Source organism: Paraburkholderia franconis, assembly GCF_009362735.1.
GTDB lineage: Bacteria > Pseudomonadota > Gammaproteobacteria > Burkholderiales > Burkholderiaceae > Paraburkholderia > Paraburkholderia franconis.
On sequence record NZ_WHNP01000057.1, the window covers coordinates 1 to 19,698 of the forward strand.

General features: G+C 64.5%; 7 protein-coding genes and 3 pseudogenes. 2 read left to right on the top strand and 8 right to left on the bottom strand.

Annotated elements, in window-relative coordinates; genetic code table 11:
- A partial coding sequence (locus GCT13_RS35870) for a BON domain-containing protein (protein ID WP_152766483.1) occupies nucleotides 1-138 on the top strand: 138 nt, incomplete at its 5' end.
- 464 nt (nucleotides 139-602) lie between these two features.
- Here GCT13_RS35870 and GCT13_RS35875 read toward each other — a convergent pair.
- From GCT13_RS35875 to GCT13_RS35895, 5 genes and pseudogenes are all read right to left on the bottom strand, one after another.
- Nucleotides 603-1,091 (bottom strand): annotated as a pseudogene (locus tag GCT13_RS35875) (LysR substrate-binding domain-containing protein); the annotation flags it as partial.
- Nucleotides 1,092-1,197: 106 nt separating this feature from the next.
- Nucleotides 1,198-2,535, bottom strand: a complete 1,338-nt coding sequence (locus tag GCT13_RS35880) for a TolC family outer membrane protein (RefSeq protein WP_152766487.1) — start codon at nucleotides 2,533-2,535, stop codon at nucleotides 1,198-1,200.
- Between the two features lie 271 nt (nucleotides 2,536-2,806).
- Entirely contained in the window at nucleotides 2,807-11,731 is an 8,925-nt protein-coding gene (locus GCT13_RS35885) for a beta strand repeat-containing protein (protein ID WP_152766489.1), read from the bottom strand.
- A 247-nt stretch (nucleotides 11,732-11,978) separates the two neighbouring features.
- Entirely contained in the window at nucleotides 11,979-13,400 is a 1,422-nt protein-coding gene (locus GCT13_RS35890) for an HlyD family type I secretion periplasmic adaptor subunit (protein WP_152766491.1), read from the bottom strand.
- Nucleotides 13,384-15,585, bottom strand: coding sequence for a type I secretion system permease/ATPase (locus GCT13_RS35895; protein ID WP_152766493.1), 2,202 nt, complete (start codon nucleotides 15,583-15,585; stop codon nucleotides 13,384-13,386). Before GCT13_RS35895 ends, GCT13_RS35890 begins: the two co-directional genes overlap by 17 nt.
- A gap of 634 nt (nucleotides 15,586-16,219) precedes the next feature.
- On the opposite strand from GCT13_RS35895, the pseudogene GCT13_RS35900 reads away from it, so the two are divergent.
- Nucleotides 16,220-16,444 (top strand): annotated as a pseudogene (locus GCT13_RS35900) (integrase core domain-containing protein); the annotation flags it as partial.
- Between the two features lie 648 nt (nucleotides 16,445-17,092).
- Here the strand turns inward: GCT13_RS35900 and GCT13_RS35915 are convergent.
- The 3 genes and pseudogenes from GCT13_RS35915 to GCT13_RS35925 all read right to left on the bottom strand — a co-directional run.
- Nucleotides 17,093-17,384 (bottom strand): annotated as a pseudogene (locus GCT13_RS35915) (FAD-binding protein); the annotation flags it as partial.
- A 75-nt stretch (nucleotides 17,385-17,459) separates the two neighbouring features.
- Nucleotides 17,460-18,668 carry an acetyl-CoA C-acyltransferase gene (locus GCT13_RS35920; RefSeq protein WP_152766499.1) on the bottom strand — a complete coding sequence of 403 codons (1,209 nt, stop codon included), beginning with the start codon at nucleotides 18,666-18,668 and terminating at the stop codon, nucleotides 17,460-17,462.
- Between the two features lie 153 nt (nucleotides 18,669-18,821).
- Nucleotides 18,822-19,589 carry a 3-hydroxyacyl-CoA dehydrogenase gene (locus GCT13_RS35925; RefSeq protein WP_321574848.1) on the bottom strand — a complete coding sequence of 256 codons (768 nt, stop codon included), beginning with the start codon at nucleotides 19,587-19,589 and terminating at the stop codon, nucleotides 18,822-18,824.
- Between the last annotated feature and the right edge of the window lie 109 nt (nucleotides 19,590-19,698).

Below are 19,698 nucleotides of genomic sequence, written 5' to 3' on the forward strand. Positions count from 1 at the left end.
GACGGCGTCGCGCATCTATGGGGCGTGATTGAGTCCGAGGAGGAAAAGCGCGCGATCCGCATTGCGGCCGAGGCCGTGCCCGGCGTCAAGCGCGTGGAGAGCCACCTGGAGTTCCCGAGCGTGATTCCAACGCTGTAGTCCGCACGCCGTCGCAAGCTGCGCGCAGGTCGATTCGCACGCGGAGAACGACGTCGGGGATAGTGACGGCGACATTCAAACCGGCGGGCCGCTCCCGACGGACTGCGCCCGCCATGTTCCGCAAAGACCGGCATGTTTCAACCCGCTCGGTTTGCGGCTCTTTGCGGCATGCGTTAGACCAGTGTGGACGATGAAGGGAATGTCCGTTGTACTCCGGGAGCAGTCGTAATTCTGTTCCTGTTTGGGACGGCGGCTCCGGGTCGGTTACGGGCGTGCGTTGATGCAGCTAAATCCGTTTCCCTCACAACCCTCTCTCTTCGAAGGTAGCAACTCGACCGAACGCGCGACGGCGCTTAGCGCGCTGGGAGCGTTGCCGAGAAACGGTCCGGAGAGGCGCGCGGGGAAGCCTTCCAATTCCAATGAAACGGTGTGCGTACGAGAACATTGGCCGTGGTTCCGCCACGTCAGCGCGACGGTGTGTCTGTGCCCGGCACCGAGCCGTCGATCAGTTCGTCGGCGCGTGCCACGAAGCGCTGGAGCAGCGGCGAGGGGTTCGTCTTCGCGTAGCCCATCATCAGGTCGATCGTCGGTGCGGTACCGGACAACGGGCGGGCGACGACGGTCGGGATCAGCGCGTTAAGTACGTACTGCGGCAGCAGGGTGAAGCCACCGGTCGATGCCACCAGTGACATGCCCCCAGACAAGGTCTCAGCATCGTAGGTCTGCCTCAGCGTGATGCCGACCTCGGCCGCGTATCCTCTGGGCCATGGTTGAGCGTGGCGGCGCTGTCGTCGCTCACGACCGAGGATGGGATCGTCTACCAGACGTAGCCGCTCGGCTTCCTTCTGATAGGTCCGCTGCGTGGCAGGCCACTCGTGCAGCGCGTGCCACGTCTGCGCGGCTTCATGGTTGTTGGACGCATCGAGCGTGCAGGTCGCGCGCGGCGCCCGGAAGAAGCAAGGCACTCGCGTTTGTGCCTGTTGTGTGTCATCTGGCAAAGCGAAGGCAGAAAGCGGCTCGCCTGCGATCGCGTGGACACTTCGCCGGGCAACGCGATGGTTACGGCACTCGCGCGCTGTGGATCGCGACAGCCTCAGCTGGCATTGCAACATGCAGCGCGTCGAGCAGTTGCCCCATGCCTGCGAACACCCGGTATGCGCTCGCCGCCTGCGCATACTGACCTCCGATATAGTCGATGCGCGCGTTATAGTACTCGTTCTCCGCGTTGAGCAGATCCAGCAGCGAGCGTTGTCCGATGCCGAACTGCAACGAATACGCCTCGCGGGTCGCCGCGCTGGAATCGACGTATTGCTTGAGCACGACAACCCGGTCGCGTGCCGTGAGGTAAGCGTTGAATGCGAGCGACTCACTTTCCTCGATCTGGCGGCGCGTGCGGTTGCGTGTCTCCTCGGCTTCGCGGACCTGGGCATGCGTCTCGCCGATTCGAGCCTTGTCGGCGCCGCCCTGAAAGATGTTATAGCGAAGCCGCAGCATGACGCGTCGGTCGTTGGTCGGGCCAAGAATGCCCTCGCGATCGTTCAACGTGCTGAGTTCGAGATCGAGGCGCGGCCATAGTGCGGACTTTGCGACATCGTATTGGGCGCGCGCCTGCTCGACGTCCGCCTCGGCACCCGCGAGCGCCGGGTGATAGGCCAGTGCCGCGTCGACGGCCAGTTGCGCGCTTGGCGGAATGTCTCTCTCCGGTGCGACTGGCTTGACGAGTGCCTCGGGCGGCCTGCCGACCAGGCGGGCATAAGCGATCTCGGCATCTTTCAGGCTGCTCTGCTCGGAGCGCAAATTGTCGCTGGCGAGTGCCAGACGGGTCTCAGCCTGATAAAGATCGGCGCGGCGTCCTACGCCACGCTCGCTGCGCAGCCTGATCTGCTCATAGATGCGGCGATGCGCTTCGATATTGTGCTCGGCGGCGGCCGTCGTTTCCTGGCGGCGCAAGACTTCGAGATACGCGCCCACGACGCGCAGCGCCACGTCTTCCGAAGTGGTGGCCACAGCATTGGCCGAAGAATCGATGCGGGCTTTCTGACGCGCGACCTCGCTCTTGACGCCGAAACCGTCGAACAGCATTTGCGACAGCGTCACGCTGGTCGTGCGATGTGTGAACGTTGTTTGACTCACGCCGAGCAGACGGGTCTCCGCGTCGTCCCGCCGTTCGCGTCCAATGGCGGCGTCGAGGTCGAGGCGCGGCCAGTATCCGGCCTGCGCACCTTTCAGACCTTGATCTGCCGCTTCCCGGTTATGCGTTGTGGCAAGCACCTCGGGGTTGGTCATGACAGCTTGCTCGACTGCTTCCTGAAGGGTTTGCGCACCTGCATGCGAAGGCGAGAGCGCGAACCCTGACACCAGCACGAGCAGGGCAGGCAAGAGCTTGTTGTTGTTCATGGCGCGTTTCCTGTAACGCATGGGCGGCTTGCATTCCGGGGTGTACAAGCACGAACCCACATTTCCCCGACGCCCGAAATCGCATGGCGACTCATGTTACTGGACACACGTTGCGGCTTCAAGAAGCGAAAATTCCGATGACGGGATGTCCGATACGGAACGTCGACTTCTTCAGATCTCGAGAGCAAGACGTCAAAAATAGAGGCACCCGCAAGCGATGCCCGAGCCGGCTAATGGGCCGGCGAAAGGGCTCGCTTGCGGTGTGCTGCGTTCAATACTCCTGGATATGCGGAGGCGCGACGTAAGTGACGATCGTCCCGCTGCCCTGGTCATGCGCCAGATGGAATCCGTCGCCAGACAGGTTGCCTTGCATCGAGATGTTCGCCGTATGCGCGCCATCGCTGACGGTCAGCGTGCCGCCCGTTCCCGTGGCATTGGCCGCGAAGCTGAGCGTCGTGTGGTCGCTGTTCAGCACGTCTGCCAGATCGAGGGTGTCACCAGCTGCGAATCCCGACACCGTGCCGGTAAAGCTGGCGGCCTGGTCGAGCTTGAGCGTGCCTGCCGCACCATCGGCGAAGGTCGTGTTGGCTGCCGATGCCGCACCGAACTCGAGCGTCGCTGCGCCGCTGATCATCGCGCTTCCGCTACCCGTGACGTCACCATGAACCATCAGATTGCCGCCGTTGGCCCACAGGTTGCCCGAGTTGGCTACGGCGCCGTTGATTTCGAGGCCTCCTGCGCCTGTTGCTTCGAGCGTGCCTGTGTTGACGACGGCGTTGCTTCCCGTATCGATCAGCAGCGAATGGGTGCCGTTCGCGACGATCGTGCCGCCATTGACGAGGCTGAGTTGGCCCGCACCGATCTGGCCCGCGCCGGAGATCGTATTGTCGACGTTGATGAGCGTCGCATCCGCAGTGCCGCCGAAGATCACGTTATGGCTATCGTCGGAGAGCGTCACGTTTCCGCCGCCTTCCAGCGTTGCATTTCTGACGAGGACTTCGAGGTCCGTCTCGTGGCCCGTCGAAGCCAGCGCGATCGTCCCCGTGTTGTCGATCGTGCCACCCAGCGGAAGCATCGCGCCATCGTTCAGTGTCATGACACCCGCATTTGACATGACAGGCGTCTGATCGAATACGAAGTTGCCCGCCGTGAGGTCGGTGGAGTGGACGCCGACCACGGTGATGGTCTCGTTCGCGCCGAGTGTGATCAGTGCGTTGCCGTGGGCATCGTCAGTCATGTGGCCTTGCAGATCGGTGAAGCCCGTGATGCCCGTGAAGCCGACGAGATCGATCTTGTCGGCCGCGACGTTCATGTCATGCACCGTATCGTTGCCGATTGGCTGCGCGAAGACGAACAGATCACTGCTGGCTGAACCCGTCAGGTGATCGTCACCGGACCAGGCGAAGATCGGCGCATTGGCGGCATACGCTTCGACGTTATCGGCGACGGTGAGCGTCGCGTGGCTGCCGTCGGCGTTGGTCCAGTTCTCGGTGACCGTGAGAACGGTAGCGCCTGTGAACGACGCCGGTGGCGTGACAGTGAGCGCGCTCAGATCGTTTGCCGGGACGGCCCACGAGCCATTGCCGAGGTCGGTTCCGGCATTCAGCTGCCAGCCGGACGGGACACCGGCAATGGTCACCGTGAGATCGGCCGCGTGGCTGGACGGGTCCACCAGTGCGAGATTGATCTCGGATCCGGCCGCACCAGCGGGGGCGGCGTGCGCGTCGGATCGCGTGTTGCCCGCGAGGTCCCACTCGGTGACGGTCAGCGAGTCGGTTTTGAGCCCTTGCTGCGAGACGGTCCATGTTCCGGCGGATTGTTGCGTTGTGCTGTAGTCGGTCGACGTCGTGTTGTCGTGAACCCCGACTTTCCAGACGTTGGACGCGTCGGTGCTGGCGGTCAGCGTGTTTCCCTTGTACTGCCACGACAGGACCGACGGCGGCGTCGTGTCGAGCGTGAAGCTGAAGCTGGTGGCGCTGGAGACATTGCCAGCGACATCGGTCTGGCGCACCTGGAGGTTGTTGACGCCTTCGGTGGCGCTGAAGGTGGAACCCCACGTGTGGCCGCCATCAACCGAATACTGGACCGTGGCGCCGTTCTCGACCCCGGTGACACTGAGCGTCCCGGTATTGGTGATGTGGTCGGTCGCACTGCTGCCCGAATCGGTCGTGAGCGCAACGCCCGGCGCCGCGGCCGACGTGTCGAGCGTGAAGCTGAAGCTGGTCGCGCTCGAGACATTGCCCGCGACATCGGTCTGGCGCACCTGCACGGCATTCAGGCCTTCGGTGGCGCTGAAGCTGCCGCTCCACGTGTGGCCGCCATCAACCGAATACTGGACGGTGGCACCGCTCTCGACCCCGGTGATGTTCAGCGTCCCGGTATTGGTGATGTGGTCGGTGGCACTGCTGCCCGAGTCGGTCGTGAGCGCGACGCCTGGCGCGGCGGCCGACGTGTCGAGCGTGAAGCTGAAGCTGGTCGCGCCGGAGACATTGCCGGCGACATCGGTCTGCCGGACCTGCACGGCATTCAGGCCTTCGGTGGCGCTGAAGCTGCCGCTCCACGTGTGGCCGCCATCAACCGAATACTGGACGGTGGCGCCGTTCTCGACCCCGGTGACGCTGAGCGTGCCGGTATTGGTGATGTGGTCGGTCGCACTGCTGCCCGAGTCGGTCGCGAGTGCAACACCCGGTGCGGCGGCCGACGTGTCGAGCGTGAAGCTGAAGCCGGTCGCGCCGGAGACATTGCCGGCGACATCGGTCTGCCGGACCTGCACGGTATTCAGGCCTTCGGTGGCGCTGAAGCTGCCGCTCCACGTGTGGCCGCCATCAACCGAATACTGGACGGTGGCGCCGTTCTCGACCCCGGTGACGCTGAGCGTGCCGGTATTGGTGATGTGGTCGGTGGCACTGCTGCCCGAGTCGGTCGTGAGCGCAACGCCCGGCGCGGCGGCCGACGTGTCGAGCGTGAAGCTGAAGCTGGTCGCGCCGGAGACATTGCCGGCGACATCGGTCTGGCGCACCTGGACATTGTTGACGCCTTCGGTGGCGCTGAAACTGCCGCTCCAGGTCTGGCCGCCATCAACCGAATACTGGACGGTGGCGCCGTTCTCGACCCCGGTGACGCTGAGCGTGCCGGTATTGGTGATGTGGTCGGTCGCACTGCTGCCCGAGTCGGTCGTGAGTGCAACGCCAGGCGCGGCGGCCGACGTGTCGAGCGTGAAGCTGAAGCCGGTCGCGCCGGAGACATTGCCGGCGACATCGGTCTGGCGCACCTGGACATTGTTGACGCCCTCGGTGGCGCTGAAGCTGCCGCTCCACGTGTGGCCGCCATCAACCGAATACTGGACCGTGGCGCCGCTCTCGAGCCCGGTGATGCTGAGCGTGCCGGTATTGGTGATGTGATCGGTGGCGCCGCTGCCCGAGTCGGTTGTGAGCGCAACGCCCGGCGCGGCGGCCGACGTGTCGAGCGTGAAGCTGAAGCTGGTCGCGCTCGAGACATTGCCGGCGACGTCGGTCTGCCGGACCTGGACCTCGTTGACGCCTTCGCTCGCGCTGAAACTCCCGCTCCACGTGTGGCCGCCATCGGTGGAATATTCGACCGTGGCACCGTTCTCGACCCCGGTGACGCTGAGCGTGCCGGTATTGGTGATGTGGTCGGTGGCACTGCTGCCCGAGTCGGTCGTGAGTGCAACGCCTGGCGCGGCGGCCGACGTGTCGAGCGTGAAGCTGAAGCTGGTCGCGCCGGAGACATTGCCGGCGACGTCGGTCTGCCGGACCTGCACGGTATTCAGGCCTTCGGTGGCGCTGAAGCTGCCGCTCCACGTGTGGCCACCATCAACCGAATACTGGACCGTGGCGCCGCTCTCGAGCCCGGTGATGCTGAGTGTGCCGGTATTGGTGATGTGGTCGGTGGCACTGCTGCCCGAGTCGGTCGTGAGTGCAACGCCAGGCGCGGCGGCCGACGTATCGAGTGTGAAGCTGAAGCTGGTCGCACTGGAGACATTGCCGGGGACATCGGTCTGGCGCACCTGGACATTGTTGACGCCCTCGGTGGCGCTGAAGCTGCCGCTCCACGTGTGGCCACCATCAACCGAATACTGGACCGTGGCACCGCTCTCGACCCCGGTGACATTCAGGGTGCCGGTATTGGTGATGTGGTCGGTGGCACTGCTGCCCGAATCGGTCGTGAGCGCAACGCCCGGCGCGGCGGCCGACGTGTCGAGCGTGAAGCTGAAGCTGGTCGCGCCGGAGACATTGCCCGCGACGTCGGTCTGCCGGACCTGGACATCGTTGACACCTTCGGCGGCGCTGAAGGTGGAGTTCCAGGTCTGCCCGCCGTCGGTCGAATACTGGACGGTGGCACCGTTCTCGACCCCGGTGACGCTGAGGGTCCCGGTATTGGTGATGTGGTCGGTGGCGCTGCTGCCCGAGTCGGTCGTGAGCGCGACGCCTGGCGCCGCGGCCGACGTGTCGAGCGTGAAGCTGAAGCTGGTCGCGCTCGAGACATTGCCGGCGACGTCGGTCTGCCGGACCTGGACGTCGTTGACGCCTTCGGTGGCGCTGAAGGTGGAGTTCCAGGTCTGCCCGCCGTCGGTCGAATACTGGACGGTGGCGCCGTTCTCGACCCCGGTGACGCTGAGGGTGCCGGTATTGGTGATGTGGTCGGTGGCGCTGCTGCCCGAGTCGGTCGTGAGCGCAACGCCTGGCGCCGCGGCCGACGTGTCGAGCGTGAAGCTGAAGCCGGTCGCGCCGGAGACATTGCCGGCGACGTCGGTCTGCCGGACCTGGACCTCGTTGACGCCTTCGCTCGCGCTGAAACTCCCGCTCCACGTGTGGCCGCCATCGGTGGAATATTCGACCGTGGCACCGCTCTCGACCCCGGTGACGCTGAGGGTGCCGGTATTGGTGATGTGGTCGGTGGCGCTGCTGCCCGAGTCGGTCGTGAGCGCAACGCCTGGCGCCGCGGCCGACGTGTCGAGCGTGAAGCTGAAGCTGGTCGCACTGGAGACATTGCCGGCGACATCGGTCTGGCGCACCTGGACATTGTTGACGCCCTCGGTGGCGCTGAAGCTGCCGCTCCACGTGTGGCCACCATCAACCGAATACTGGACCGTGGCACCGCTCTCGACCCCGGTGACATTCAGGGTGCCGGTATTGGTGATGTGGTCGGTCGCACTGCTGCCCGAGTCGGTCGTGAGCGCGACGCCTGGCGCCGCGGCCGACGTGTCGAGCGTGAAGCTGAAGCTGGTCGCGCTCGAGACATTGCCGGCGACGTCGGTCTGCCGGACCTGGACGTCGTTGACGCCTTCGGTGGCGCTGAAGGTGGAGTTCCAGGTCTGCCCGCCGTCGGTCGAATACTGGACGGTGGCACCGTTCTCGACCCCGGTGACGCTGAGTGTGCCGGTATTGGTGATGTGGTCGGTGGCACTGCTGCCCGAGTCGGTCGTGAGTGCAACGCCAGGCGCGGCGGCCGACGTATCGAGTGTGAAGCTGAAGCTGGTCGCGCCGGAGGTGTTGCCGGCGACATCGGTCTGGCGCACCTGGACATTGTTGACGCCCTCGGTGGCGCTGAAGCTGCCGCTCCACGTGTGGCCACCATCAACCGAATACTGGACCGTGGCACCGCTCTCGACCCCGGTGACATTCAGGGTGCCGGTATTGGTGATGTGGTCGGTGGCACTGCTGCCCGAATCGGTCGTGAGCGCAACGCCCGGCGCCGCGGCCGACGTGTCGAGCGTGAAGCTGAAGCTGGTCGCGCCGGAGACATTGCCGGCGACATCGGTCTGCCGGACCTGCACGTCGTTGATGCCTTCGGTGGCGCTGAAACTGCGGCTCCAGGTCTGCCCGCCATCGGTGGAATATTCAACCGTCGCGCCGCTCTCGACCCCGGTGACGCTGAGGGTGCCGGTATTGGTGATGTGGTCGGTGGCGCTGCTGCCCGAGTCGGTCGTGAGCGCAACGCCTGGCGCCGCGGCCGACGTGTCGAGCGTGAAGCTGAAGCTGGTCGCGCCGGAGACATTGCCGGCGACGTCGGTCTGCCGGACCTGGACATCGTTGACACCTTCGGCGGCGCTGAAGGTGGAGTTCCAGGTCTGCCCGCCGTCGGTCGAATACTGGACGGTGGCACCGTTCTCGACCCCGGTGACGCTGAGGGTCCCGGTATTGGTGATGTGGTCGGTGGCGCTGCTGCCCGAGTCGGTCGTGAGCGCAACGCCTGGCGCCGCGGCCGACGTGTCGAGCGTGAAGCTGAAGCCGGTCGCGCCGGAGACATTGCCGGCGACATCGGTCTGCCGGACCTGGACGTCGTTGACGCCTTCGGTGGCGCTGAAACTGCCGCTCCAGGTCTGGCCGCCATCGGTGGAATATTCAACCGTCGCGCCGCTCTCGACCCCGGTGACGTTCAGCGCCCCGGTATTGGTGATGTGGTCGGTCGCACTGCTGCCCGAGTCGGTCGTGAGCGCAACGCCTGGCGCCGCGGCCGACGTATCGAGCGTGAAGCTGAAGCTGGTCGCACTGGAGACATTGCCGGCGACATCGGTCTGGCGCACCTGGACCTCGTTGACGCCTTCGCTCGCGCTGAAGCTGCCGCTCCACGTGTGGCCGCCATCGGTGGAATATTCGACCGTGGCACTGCTCTCGACCCCGGTGACGCTGAGGGTCCCGGTATTGGTGATGTGGTCGGTGGCGCTGCTGCCCGAGTCGGTCGTGAGCGCGACGCCTGGCGCGGCGGCCGACGTGTCGAGCGTGAAGCTGAAGCTGGTCGCGCTCGAGACATTGCCGGCGACGTCGGTCTGCCGGACCTGGACGTCGTTGACGCCTTCGCTCGCGCTGAAACTCCCGCTCCACGTGTGGCCGCCATCGGTGGAATATTCGACCGTGGCACCGCTCTCGACCCCGGTGACATTCAGGGTGCCGGTATTGGTGATGTGGTCGGTGGCACTGCTGCCCGAGTCGGTCGTGAGCGCGACGCCCGGCGCGGCGGCCGACGTGTCGAGCGTGAAGCTGAAGCTGGTCGCGCTCGAGACATTGCCGGCGACGTCGGTCTGCCGGACCTGGACGTCGTTGACGCCTTCGGTGGCGCTGAAGGTGGAGTTCCAGGTCTGCCCGCCGTCGGTCGAATACTGGACGGTGGCGCCATTCTCGACCCCGGTGACGCTGAGCGTGCCGGTATTGGTGATGTGGTCGGTGGCACTGCTGCCCGAGTCGGTCGTGAGTGCAACGCCAGGCGCGACGGCCGACGTATCGAGCGTGAAGCTGAAGCTGGTCGCACTGGAGACATTGCCGGCGACATCGGTCTGGCGCACCTGGACATTGTTGACGCCCTCGGTGGCGCTGAAGCTGCCGCTCCACGTGTGGCCACCATCAACCGAATACTGGACCGTGGCACCGCTCTCGACCCCGGTGACATTCAGGGTGCCGGTATTGGTGATGTGGTCGGTGGCACTGCTGCCCGAGTCGGTCGTGAGCGCGACGCCCGGCGCCGCGGCCGACGTGTCGAGCGTGAAGCTGAAGCTGGTCGCGCCGGAGACATTGCCCGCGACGTCGGTCTGCCGGACCTGGACCTCGTTGACGCCTTCGCTCGCGCTGAAACTCCCGCTCCACGTGTGGCCGCCATCGGTGGAATATTCGACCGTGGCACCGCTCTCGACCCCGGTGACGCTGAGGGTGCCGGTATTGGTGATGTGGTCGGTGGCGCTGCTGCCCGAGTCGGTCGTGAGCGCGACGCCTGGCGCGGCGGCCGACGTGTCGAGCGTGAAGCTGAAGCTGGTCGCGCCGGAGACATTGCCCGCGACGTCGGTCTGCCGGACCTGGACGTCGTTGACGCCTTCGGTGGCGCTGAAGGTGGAGTTCCAGGTCTGCCCGCCGTCGGTCGAATACTGGACGGTGGCACCGTTCTCGACCCCGGTGACGCTGAGTGTGCCGGTATTGGTGATGTGGTCGGTGGCACTGCTGCCCGAGTCGGTCGTGAGTGCAACGCCAGGCGCGGCGGCCGACGTATCGAGCGTGAAGCTGAAGCTGGTCGCACTGGAGACATTGCCGGCGACATCGGTCTGGCGCACCTGGACATTGTTGACGCCCTCGGTGGCGCTGAAGCTGCCGCTCCACGTGTGGCCACCATCAACCGAATACTGGACCGTGGCACCGCTCTCGAGCCCGGTGATGCTGAGCGTGCCGGTATTGGTGATGTGGTCGGTGGCACTGCTGCCCGAGTCGGTCGTGAGTGCAACGCCAGGCGCGGCGGCCGACGTATCGAGTGTGAAGCTGAAGCTGGTCGCACTGGAGACATTGCCGGCGACATCGGTCTGGCGCACCTGGACATTGTTGACGCCCTCGGTGGCGCTGAAGGTGGAGTTCCAGGTCTGCCCGCCGTCGGTCGAATACTGGACGGTGGCACCGCTCTCGACCCCGGTGACATTCAGGGTGCCGGTATTGGTGATGTGGTCGGTGGCACTGCTGCCCGAATCGGTCGTGAGCGCAACGCCCGGCGCGGCAGCAGCCGACGTATCGAGGGTAAAACTGTACGAGCATGCAGCCGAAGTATTACCCGCAACGTCCGTTTGCCGGACTTGCACGGTATTCAGCCCCTCGACCGCGCTGAAGCTGCTGCTCCAGTGCGCGCCATTATCGACGCTGTACTCGACGGTCGCGCCATGCGCAATTCCGCCGACAGCCAGCGTGCCGTCGCACGAGATGTTGTCCGTGCTCGAAATCCCCGTGTCGTGAGCGAGTGTGACGGCGGGCGGCGGCGGTGCGATGTCGATATACGCGGTCGCCCAGCTCAGCGTCCCGTTGCCGAGCCGGATTGCATATGTGAAGCTGTCCTGAGCGCAGCCGACCGTACTGAAACTCTGCGAGAGCCAGGACGCGTCCAGATGGCTCGCGTCGTATCCGACCTTTCCGTCCGCGGTGATCCAGATGTGCGCACCGTGCGCGCTGTAGTCCGCGCTCACGGCTTCAGCGCGCGCGGTATCCTGAGTCAGCAGGGCTTCCTGCTCGAGCGATACAGTGCCTTCCGTTCCGCAGTCGAGCGAGTACAGCGTCTTTGCCGCACCGCCCTGATCGTTGGCCAACACGTTCAGAAAGACAACGCCGAGCGAACTGTCGGTCAGTCCCGTCTGCGCCGATGTGAAAAGATCATTGTTGGCCTGCGGCGTGTTGCTGATGGAAACCGTGATCCCGGTCGTGGTCGTCGCCATGTTGTTCCCCGTTATTGTCGATGTGTGTTAACTGAAAGGCAGCCCGCCGTGCCGGCTGCGGCGCGGACGCTGCTGATTTTGCAAACTGGATGGCCGTACGTTCGGGCGATGACGAAGCCGACGTTCGACGCAAGCTGGCGGTCACGTAGGCGTAGTACTTGCGTTTGCCGACATTTCTTCTCCCCGGTTGCAGAGCAGGCCGTACGTCCGCTATCGGCCATCTGTTGTCAATTTCATCCCGCGCGCCTCAACGCTCGCGCAACGCCGCTTCCTTCGTCTTGATCACGGGCTTCAGCAGGTAATGCAGCACGGATCTGCGACCCGTCTTGATGTCGACGGTGGCGATCATGCCTGGCACGATCCTCACCGGCTGGCTCTGGCCGTCCGGCTTGTTCGTCTTCGTGCGTACCAGAACCCGGTAGTAGCTGTCAGGTTTCTCGGCAGGATGTTCGGGCACCAGCGTGTCGGCGCTGATGTCTTCGACAGTCGCGGGAAAGCCGCCGTAGATGGAGTAGTCATACGCGGAGAGCTTGACCGTGGCGTCCTGCCCCGGATGCAGAAACGCAATGTCCGAAGGGCGCACGCGCGCCTCGATCAGAAGCGTCTCGTCGAGGGGTACGATCTCCAGCAGATCCATGCCCGGCTGGATCACGCCGCCGACGGTATTGATCTTGATCTGCTTCACCATGCCCTTCACGGGAGCCCGCACCAGCGTGCGCGTGACGCGGTCTTCCAGCGCGACATTGGCTGCGCTCAAGGCCGCCTGTTCGGCGCGCGCCTCGTTCAACTCCTTCATCGCGTCGGCGCGAAAGTGTGCGGTCAGCTCATCCATTTTCTGACGAGCCTCGCTATAGGCGGCTTCGAGGCGCGGCATCGCGAGCCGCGTTGCATTGAGATCGCCTTTCATGTCGTTGGCTTCGCGCTCGAGCCGGAGCACTTCGACGTCGGATACCGCGCCCTTCTGCACGAGCGGGCTCGTCAACTCGAGTTCCTTCGCGACAAGACTGTAGCTGTGCTGCAGTTGTGCTTCCCGCGCGCGTTTCTCGGACAGCTCCTGCCGGTGCTGCTCGGCCTGCTGCCTGAGCACCGCGAGGTTCGTGTGCAACTCGCGCTGCCGCGACTCGAACAGCGATCGTTCTTGATTCAGCAGCGCCGGGTTGGTCGCTTCCAACCCGGTGGGCGCGACAAACGGCGTGTCGTTTGCCTCGGCGGTGAGGCGCGCGATCCTCGCGATCAGTGCGGCGTCCTTGGCCTGCCCCTCCTTGTACGAGGAGGTGAAACGTGTGTCGTCGATACGCATCAGCGGCTGATCTTTCTGCACCGCCTGTCCGACGCGCACCATGATCTCCGATACGATGCCGCCTTCGAGGTTCTGCACCACCTGCACGCGGCTGGACGGAATGACCTTTCCCTCTCCGACGGTGACTTCGTCGATCTGGGCGAAAGCCGCCCACGTCAGCGCGGTAATGAAGAACGCCAGCGTCGACCAGAGAATCCAGTGAGTGAAGTATCGCGGCCCTTCCATTACGGCTGCGCAGGTCTCCCGCATGAACGCGGTGTCGTCCGCACGCGGTCGGAGCGCCGCGCCGATCCGACGGACCTGCCTCGCGAGCCCGGTCCGGCCCGCCCGTGACGATTCCGCGATTTCGGGCTCAGCCAGCTGCGACATGAAGTTTCCTCCCTGCAAGGGCCGCGAGGACCTGGTCCTTGGGACCGTCGGCGACCACCCGGCCCTGATCCATCACGATCACACGATTGACCAGCGAGAGCAGCGAGGCGCGATGCGTGATGACGATCAGCGTGCGACCTTCCAGTTCGGCTGCCAGTCTCACCTTGAGCAACTCTTCGGAGCGGTTGTCCATCGCGCTGCTTGGTTCATCGAGTACCAGCACGGATGGCGCCAGCAGTTCCGCGCGCGCAATGGCGATGGCTTGCCGCTGGCCTCCCGACAACGCTTCGCCGCGTTCGCCCACAGGCAGATCAAAGCCGTTCGGCAAGCGGTTGACGAAATCCGTCACACCGGCGATCTGCGCGGCGCGCAGCACGGCAGCATCGTCCGCGCCGGGCGCGCCGAGCACGATGTTGTCCTTGACGCTGCCGCTGAAGAGCATCACGTCCTGCGGCACGTGTCCGATCCCGCGCCGAAGGGCGGCAGGGTCCCATTGACGCTGTTCGACGCCGTCGATCAGCACGTTGCCCGAAGTCGGCGGATAGAGGCCGAGGATGAGCTTTTCGATAGTCGTCTTGCCGGAACCGACGCGTCCGATGATGGCCACGCGTTCCCCGGCGGAGATGCGGAACGAAACAGCCTCGAGCGCCGCGCCGCTCTGGCGAGGGTAGGCGAAGCTGACGTTCCTGAATTCGATGTCCCCGCGCAGCGTTGGACGATGCACGTAGCTCGTGTCGGCCGGACGCTCGCCGGGCAGGTTCATCAACTGGCCGATCGATGCGAGCGCGCTGCGCGACTGATGGTAGCGCGTGAGGAGCGTCGCGACCTGACCCATCGGAGACAGTGCGCGGCCCGTGAAGATCGTGCAGGCGATCAGGCCGCCCGTCGTGAGCTTGCCGTCGGCGATCATGTAGACGCCGCACAGTACGACGGCGAGATAGGCGATCTGCTGCGCGAAGCTCGCGAAGTTGACGGCGCATCCAGAAAGGAAGCGCGAGCGCAGGCCCAGCCTCGCGAGTTGGCCGATCGACTGCTCCCACCTCGCTTGCATCGAACCTTCGGCGCCCGTGATCTTGACCGCCTCGAGGCCCACCAGCGTTTCAATGAGGAGCGCCTGGCGCTGCGCTGCGTGCCGCTGGGTCGACTCGACGGCTCTCGCAAGCGGGCCCTGCACGATGATACCGACGCCAACCACGAGCGGCAGCGCCACGAGCGGTAGCCATCCGAGTGCGCCGCCAACCCAGAACATCGCCAGCACGAATACGACCGAAAACGGAAGATCGATCACGGCTGTTGCGGTGGCGGAGGTAAGAAACTCCCTCACCGCCTCGAATTCCTGGATGCCCGAGGCAAACCCGCCGACCGAAGGCGGGCGCGCGGCCATCTGAATGCCCAGCACCTTCTCGAACATGTTCGCGGAGAGGATCACATCGATCTTCTTGCCGGCGATGTCGATGAAGTAACCGCGCAACGTTCGCATCAGCAGGTCGAACGCGATCACTAGCATGATGCCCGCCGCCAGTGCCCACAACGTTTCGAGCGTGTGGTTGGGCACGACCCGGTCATAGACGTTCATCGTGAAGAGCGGCATCGCCAGCGCGAACAGGTTGACGAGCAGCGAGGCGAGCATCACTTCGCCGTAGATCGGCCAGGCCGTTGCGACCACGCTCCAGAACCAGTGGCGAACGCGGGGCACGGCGCTCTCTTCGCTGCGCTCGTCGAACCGGTGAGCGGGCCGTGCAAAAAGCACATGGCCCGCATAGCGTTGCTGCAGATCCTCTGCGCTGATCTCCTGTTCGCCGGTGCCTGTCTCAGGGAGAATGATGCGCAGGCTGCCGTCCGTGTTCCTGCGCACCAGCACGCATGCCTGCCTGTCGTTGAGCAGCAGGACGGCGGGGAGAACGAGATCGGAGATGCTTTCGAGAGAGCGCCTCGCAAGTCTCGCGGAAATTCCCCGGCGAGCTGCGGCTCGAACAAAGAGTTCGGGCGTCAGATGCTGGCCGTTCAGCGGCAGGCCGGCGATGAGCGTGTCGGCTGCCGTTGGCCGGTCGAAGAGTCCAGCGAGGACGAGAAGACAACCCAGCAAAGGATCGTCTTCGACACCGGACGTCGGCCGAACGTCCCACCCTCGGGCAGCGCGTTGTCCCGCTGACCCGGCCGTGGCTCCTGTCGTGGCGGAATGCATCTACAGCACGCCGTCACGCACGCAATGGTCTGCTCGTTCCAGCCATCTCGACGATGCTGGAATCCCCGTCGGGAAGTCCCTGTACATGGTGAACCCCGTTTATGTTCGTTTATGGTCGTTTTTGTAGCTGCGTCTTCAGCTACTGTTTCTTGTGAAGCGCTGAGGCAAGTAACGGGCCATGCGAGCCGGGGGCAGGCGTGGCGTACAGCGTGCGCATCGCGGATTGCGCGCCGGGGAAAAAGCTGACGATTCTGTTTCACAACTGAAGCATGCTTTTCCGTCGAATGTCCGAAGCCGCACGTCGTGAGTCCCCGTGCCGTCGCGCCCTGCAGGTTCAGCGCGCGATGCCGCGCGGCATGAAGTCCCGCGCCGAAAATGTTGCGGTTCTGAAACGTCTGTCTCGTTCCTCGCGCGATTTTGCTTCAATGTGGTCGAGCTGGCGCGCGGATGCGCGTGCGACGCGCGCTACCGCAAACGGTTGCGCTGCGAGTCGATCACGACGCTCGGAGCGAATGGCGTGAAGACTGCAGATCTTGCCGAACTGGCCGCCGCGTTGAAAGGTCGTGTGAACGATTTCGCCGCTGAGATTGCGAGTGCAACGTATTTCGGCCAGCAGCGCTCCCTGCGGCCGCCGACTTACGATAACGCACTGGCTGAAACGATCAACGGCTTGTACAAGGCAGAGGTCATCCATCGCCTCAGACCGTGGCGCAATCTGCAGGCCGTTGAAATGGCGACCCTCGAATGGGTGGACTGGTTCAACAATCGTCCGCTCTTCGGCCCCATCGGCAACATTCCACCTGCCGAGGCAGAAGCCGCTTATTACGCAAATCTCGCTGGGTCTGCCAACGTGGCATGACTCAAGCAAAACAGTCTCCGGGAAAGCCGGGGGGTTCACTCGAGCCGTACCCAGATGCGGCGAGAGAATTTCCTGCGTGATGAGGAGTATTCGCGTTTGTATTTCGCACATCCGCTGATCGGGCAGTACGTGCCTTTCGCCCTGAAGGTCACGGACCGCTATGCCGTCAGCAACGCTCGGATGCGTCCCACGAACACATTGTCCCCGATCTCCGAGCTCTGTCCAGCACGCATACGCCGATGGCGACGCCCTTTTCCTGCGCCAGTTGCTTCAGACGAATCGCCGCGGACAGGCCCGCCGGTCCAATCGCCCCGGACGCCGTGTGTTCATCGTTGGCCGGTCGCTCCCTGATATTCGGCGTGCACCGCAACCCCCATTGCAGGGCGCCGGGGTGCAGGTGGGAAGACGAACCAACAACCGTCGTCGTGGCGGAAGAACATGATCTTCAAGGAGCGTTGATCACCCTCGGACTCAACGCAAACGCAACGCCACACCTCGCGGCGTGAGCGTGTAATGCGAGTCACCCGAGACCGGCCTGCCACATCTGAACCGAGCCAAATATTAACGACGTCACGGAGCGATCTTTCCCGTGCAACCATCGGCATACTCCAGCGAATTCAAAATCTAGTAGTTGCAACTCGAGCGCAATCAAACTGCATCCACGAAGCCCGGTACGAGCGCGAACGGATCGCCGACGAGCACATAGTCGGCCCCGCCAAAGATCGGCGCTTCTTCGTCCTCGTGACCGCCACGATCACCTTCGAGTCCATCATGCCCGCAAGGTGCTGGATCGCGCCCGAGACGCCCACAGCGATGTACGGTTGCGGCGCAACGATCTTGCGCGTCTGGCCAACCTCTTCGGCAAATAGCCCGCATGGACCGCTGCGCGCGACGCGCCAAGTGCCGCGCTGAGCTTGTCGGCGAGCGGCTCAAGCAACTCTTGAGAGCGAATTCAAACCCGATATGCTGCGCGAGCGGTAGCTCCACGGTGTTCCCGAAGCCCCGATCATGTTGCTTAGACGATCTCAATTGCAAGCGCCGTGGCCTCACCGCCACCGATGCACAGACTCGCGACGCCTCGCGTCTCACCGCGCTGGCGGAGTGCGCTCAGGAGCGTCACGACCAGGCGCGCGCCCGTCGCGCCGATCGGGTGACCCAGCGCGCAAGCACCTCCATGCACGTTCACGCGCTCGTGCGGAATCGATAGTTCGCGCATGGCAGCCATGACGACCACGGCAAATGCCTCGTTAATTTCCCACAGGTCTACATCGGCCGCCTGCCAGCCCACCTTGGCTAGCAGCTTCTGGATCGCACCCACGGGCGCAGTGGTAAACCAGGCCGGCTCCTGAGACTGTGTAGCGTGCCCGCGGATAACGGCCAGCGGTGCTAAACCACGCTCGTGCGCGGTGGACTGGCGCATCAGCACCACGGCCGCTGCACCATCGGCGATCGAGGCCGAACTCGCCGCCGTGACTGTGCCGTCCTTTCCAAAGGCGGGTTTGAGGCTGGGGATCTTGGCCAGTTCTGCCTTCGCTGGCGCCTCGTCCTCGTCGACGAGTTTCTCGCCGCTGCGGCCCGGCACCGCCACCGGCGTGATCTCCCACCGCAACAAGCCGTCACGCTGCGCCTGTTGCGCGCGCAGCGTGGAGGTGGAAGCAAAGGCGTCCTGTGCATCGCGCGTGAAACCGAAGTGGCGCGCGCAGTCCTCGGCGAAGGTGCCCATAAGGCGGCCACGGGAGGCGAGGCCGTAGTGATCCTCCAGGCCGTCTAAGAACATGTGGTCCAGTACCTGGCCGTGTCCAAGGCGCTGGCCCGAGCGGGCCTTGGGCAACAGGTAGGGCGCGTTGCTCATGGATTCCATGCCTCCGGCCACGATCACCTTTTGACTTCCGGTCAGCAGCAGGTCGTGCGCGAGCATCGTTGCCTTCATACCCGAGCCGCAGACCTTATTGATCGTGGTGCACCCCGCCGAGAGTGGCAAACCGGCGCTCAGCGCCGCCTGACGTGCGGGCGCCTGCCCCAGACCGGCCGGCAGCACGCAGCCCATGAGTATCTCGTCCACTCCCTCTGGCTGCAGCCCTGCGCGATCGAATGCGGCACGGATGGCGCTGGCGCCGAGTTGCGGCGCGGTCAGCGACGCGAAGTCGCCCTGGAAGCCGCCCAGTGCCGTGCGTGCGGCACCGACGATAACGACGGGATCATCTGAGGTCGATGAGGTAAGCATACGAGTCTCCATCCGCCGCTCCGCGGCGGCGTTGCAAGGGGTGCGGAAAGTTCTATAGTCCACGGGTCATCTGAGCCCTTCCGGGTTCGACGACTCGACGAACTCAAGCGAGGGAGTGAGCCGGAACAATGACGTGCACTTCAGGCGCCGAGTTCACCTTGCCGCCATACGGATGGCACCATCAAGGCGGATCACCTCGCCGTTGAGGTAGGTGTTTTCGAGAATGTGCAGTACAAGGCCCGCGAATTCTTCTGGCCTACCAAGGCGTGCGGGAAAGGGGACCATCTTGCCAAGGGCATCTTGCACCTCGGTGGGCATGCCTTTGAGCATCGGCGTCTCCATGATTCCTGGCGCGACCGCAAGCACGCGGATGCCATCGCGGGCCAATTCGCGCGCGATAGGTAGCGTCATCGCGACGACACCCCCTTTGGACGCAGCATAGCCCGCTTGCCCAATCTGGCCATCGAAGGCGGCGACTGAAGCAGTATTGATGACCACCCCTCGCTCGCCATCAGTCTCGGGCGTGTTTCTGGCCATGCAGGCTGCGGCCAGCCGTACCATGTTGAAAGCGCCGATCAGGTTGACCTGAACGGTGCGCGCGAAACTCTCCAGCCGGTGCGGACCTTCGCGGCCGAGCACTTTCTCGGCGGGGGCAACGCCTGCGCAATTGATCAGCCCATGCAACGCGCCGAAGGTGTCGCAAAACGCGTTCAACGCACGCTCGGCGCTCGTTGCGTCGGATATGTCAGCCTTGGCGAAGTGGGCATTGCCGCCGAGTTCCGCCGCCAGCGCAGTACCGGCGTCCTGGTCCAGATCTACAAGCAGCACCGAGGCGTCGGCCGCCACCAGACGGCGCGCCGTGGCGGCGCCCAGCCCTGAGCCGCCACCCGTGATGACGAATCCTTTATGTTGAATCTGCACTGCTGTCTCCCAAAAGTAACCACCCGGACGCACAACGGCCCGGCCTGCGGCTCGCCGGAAGCTCTGGATTCCAGAGCCATGGATGCCCCTTGCATGGGTCATGTGATAT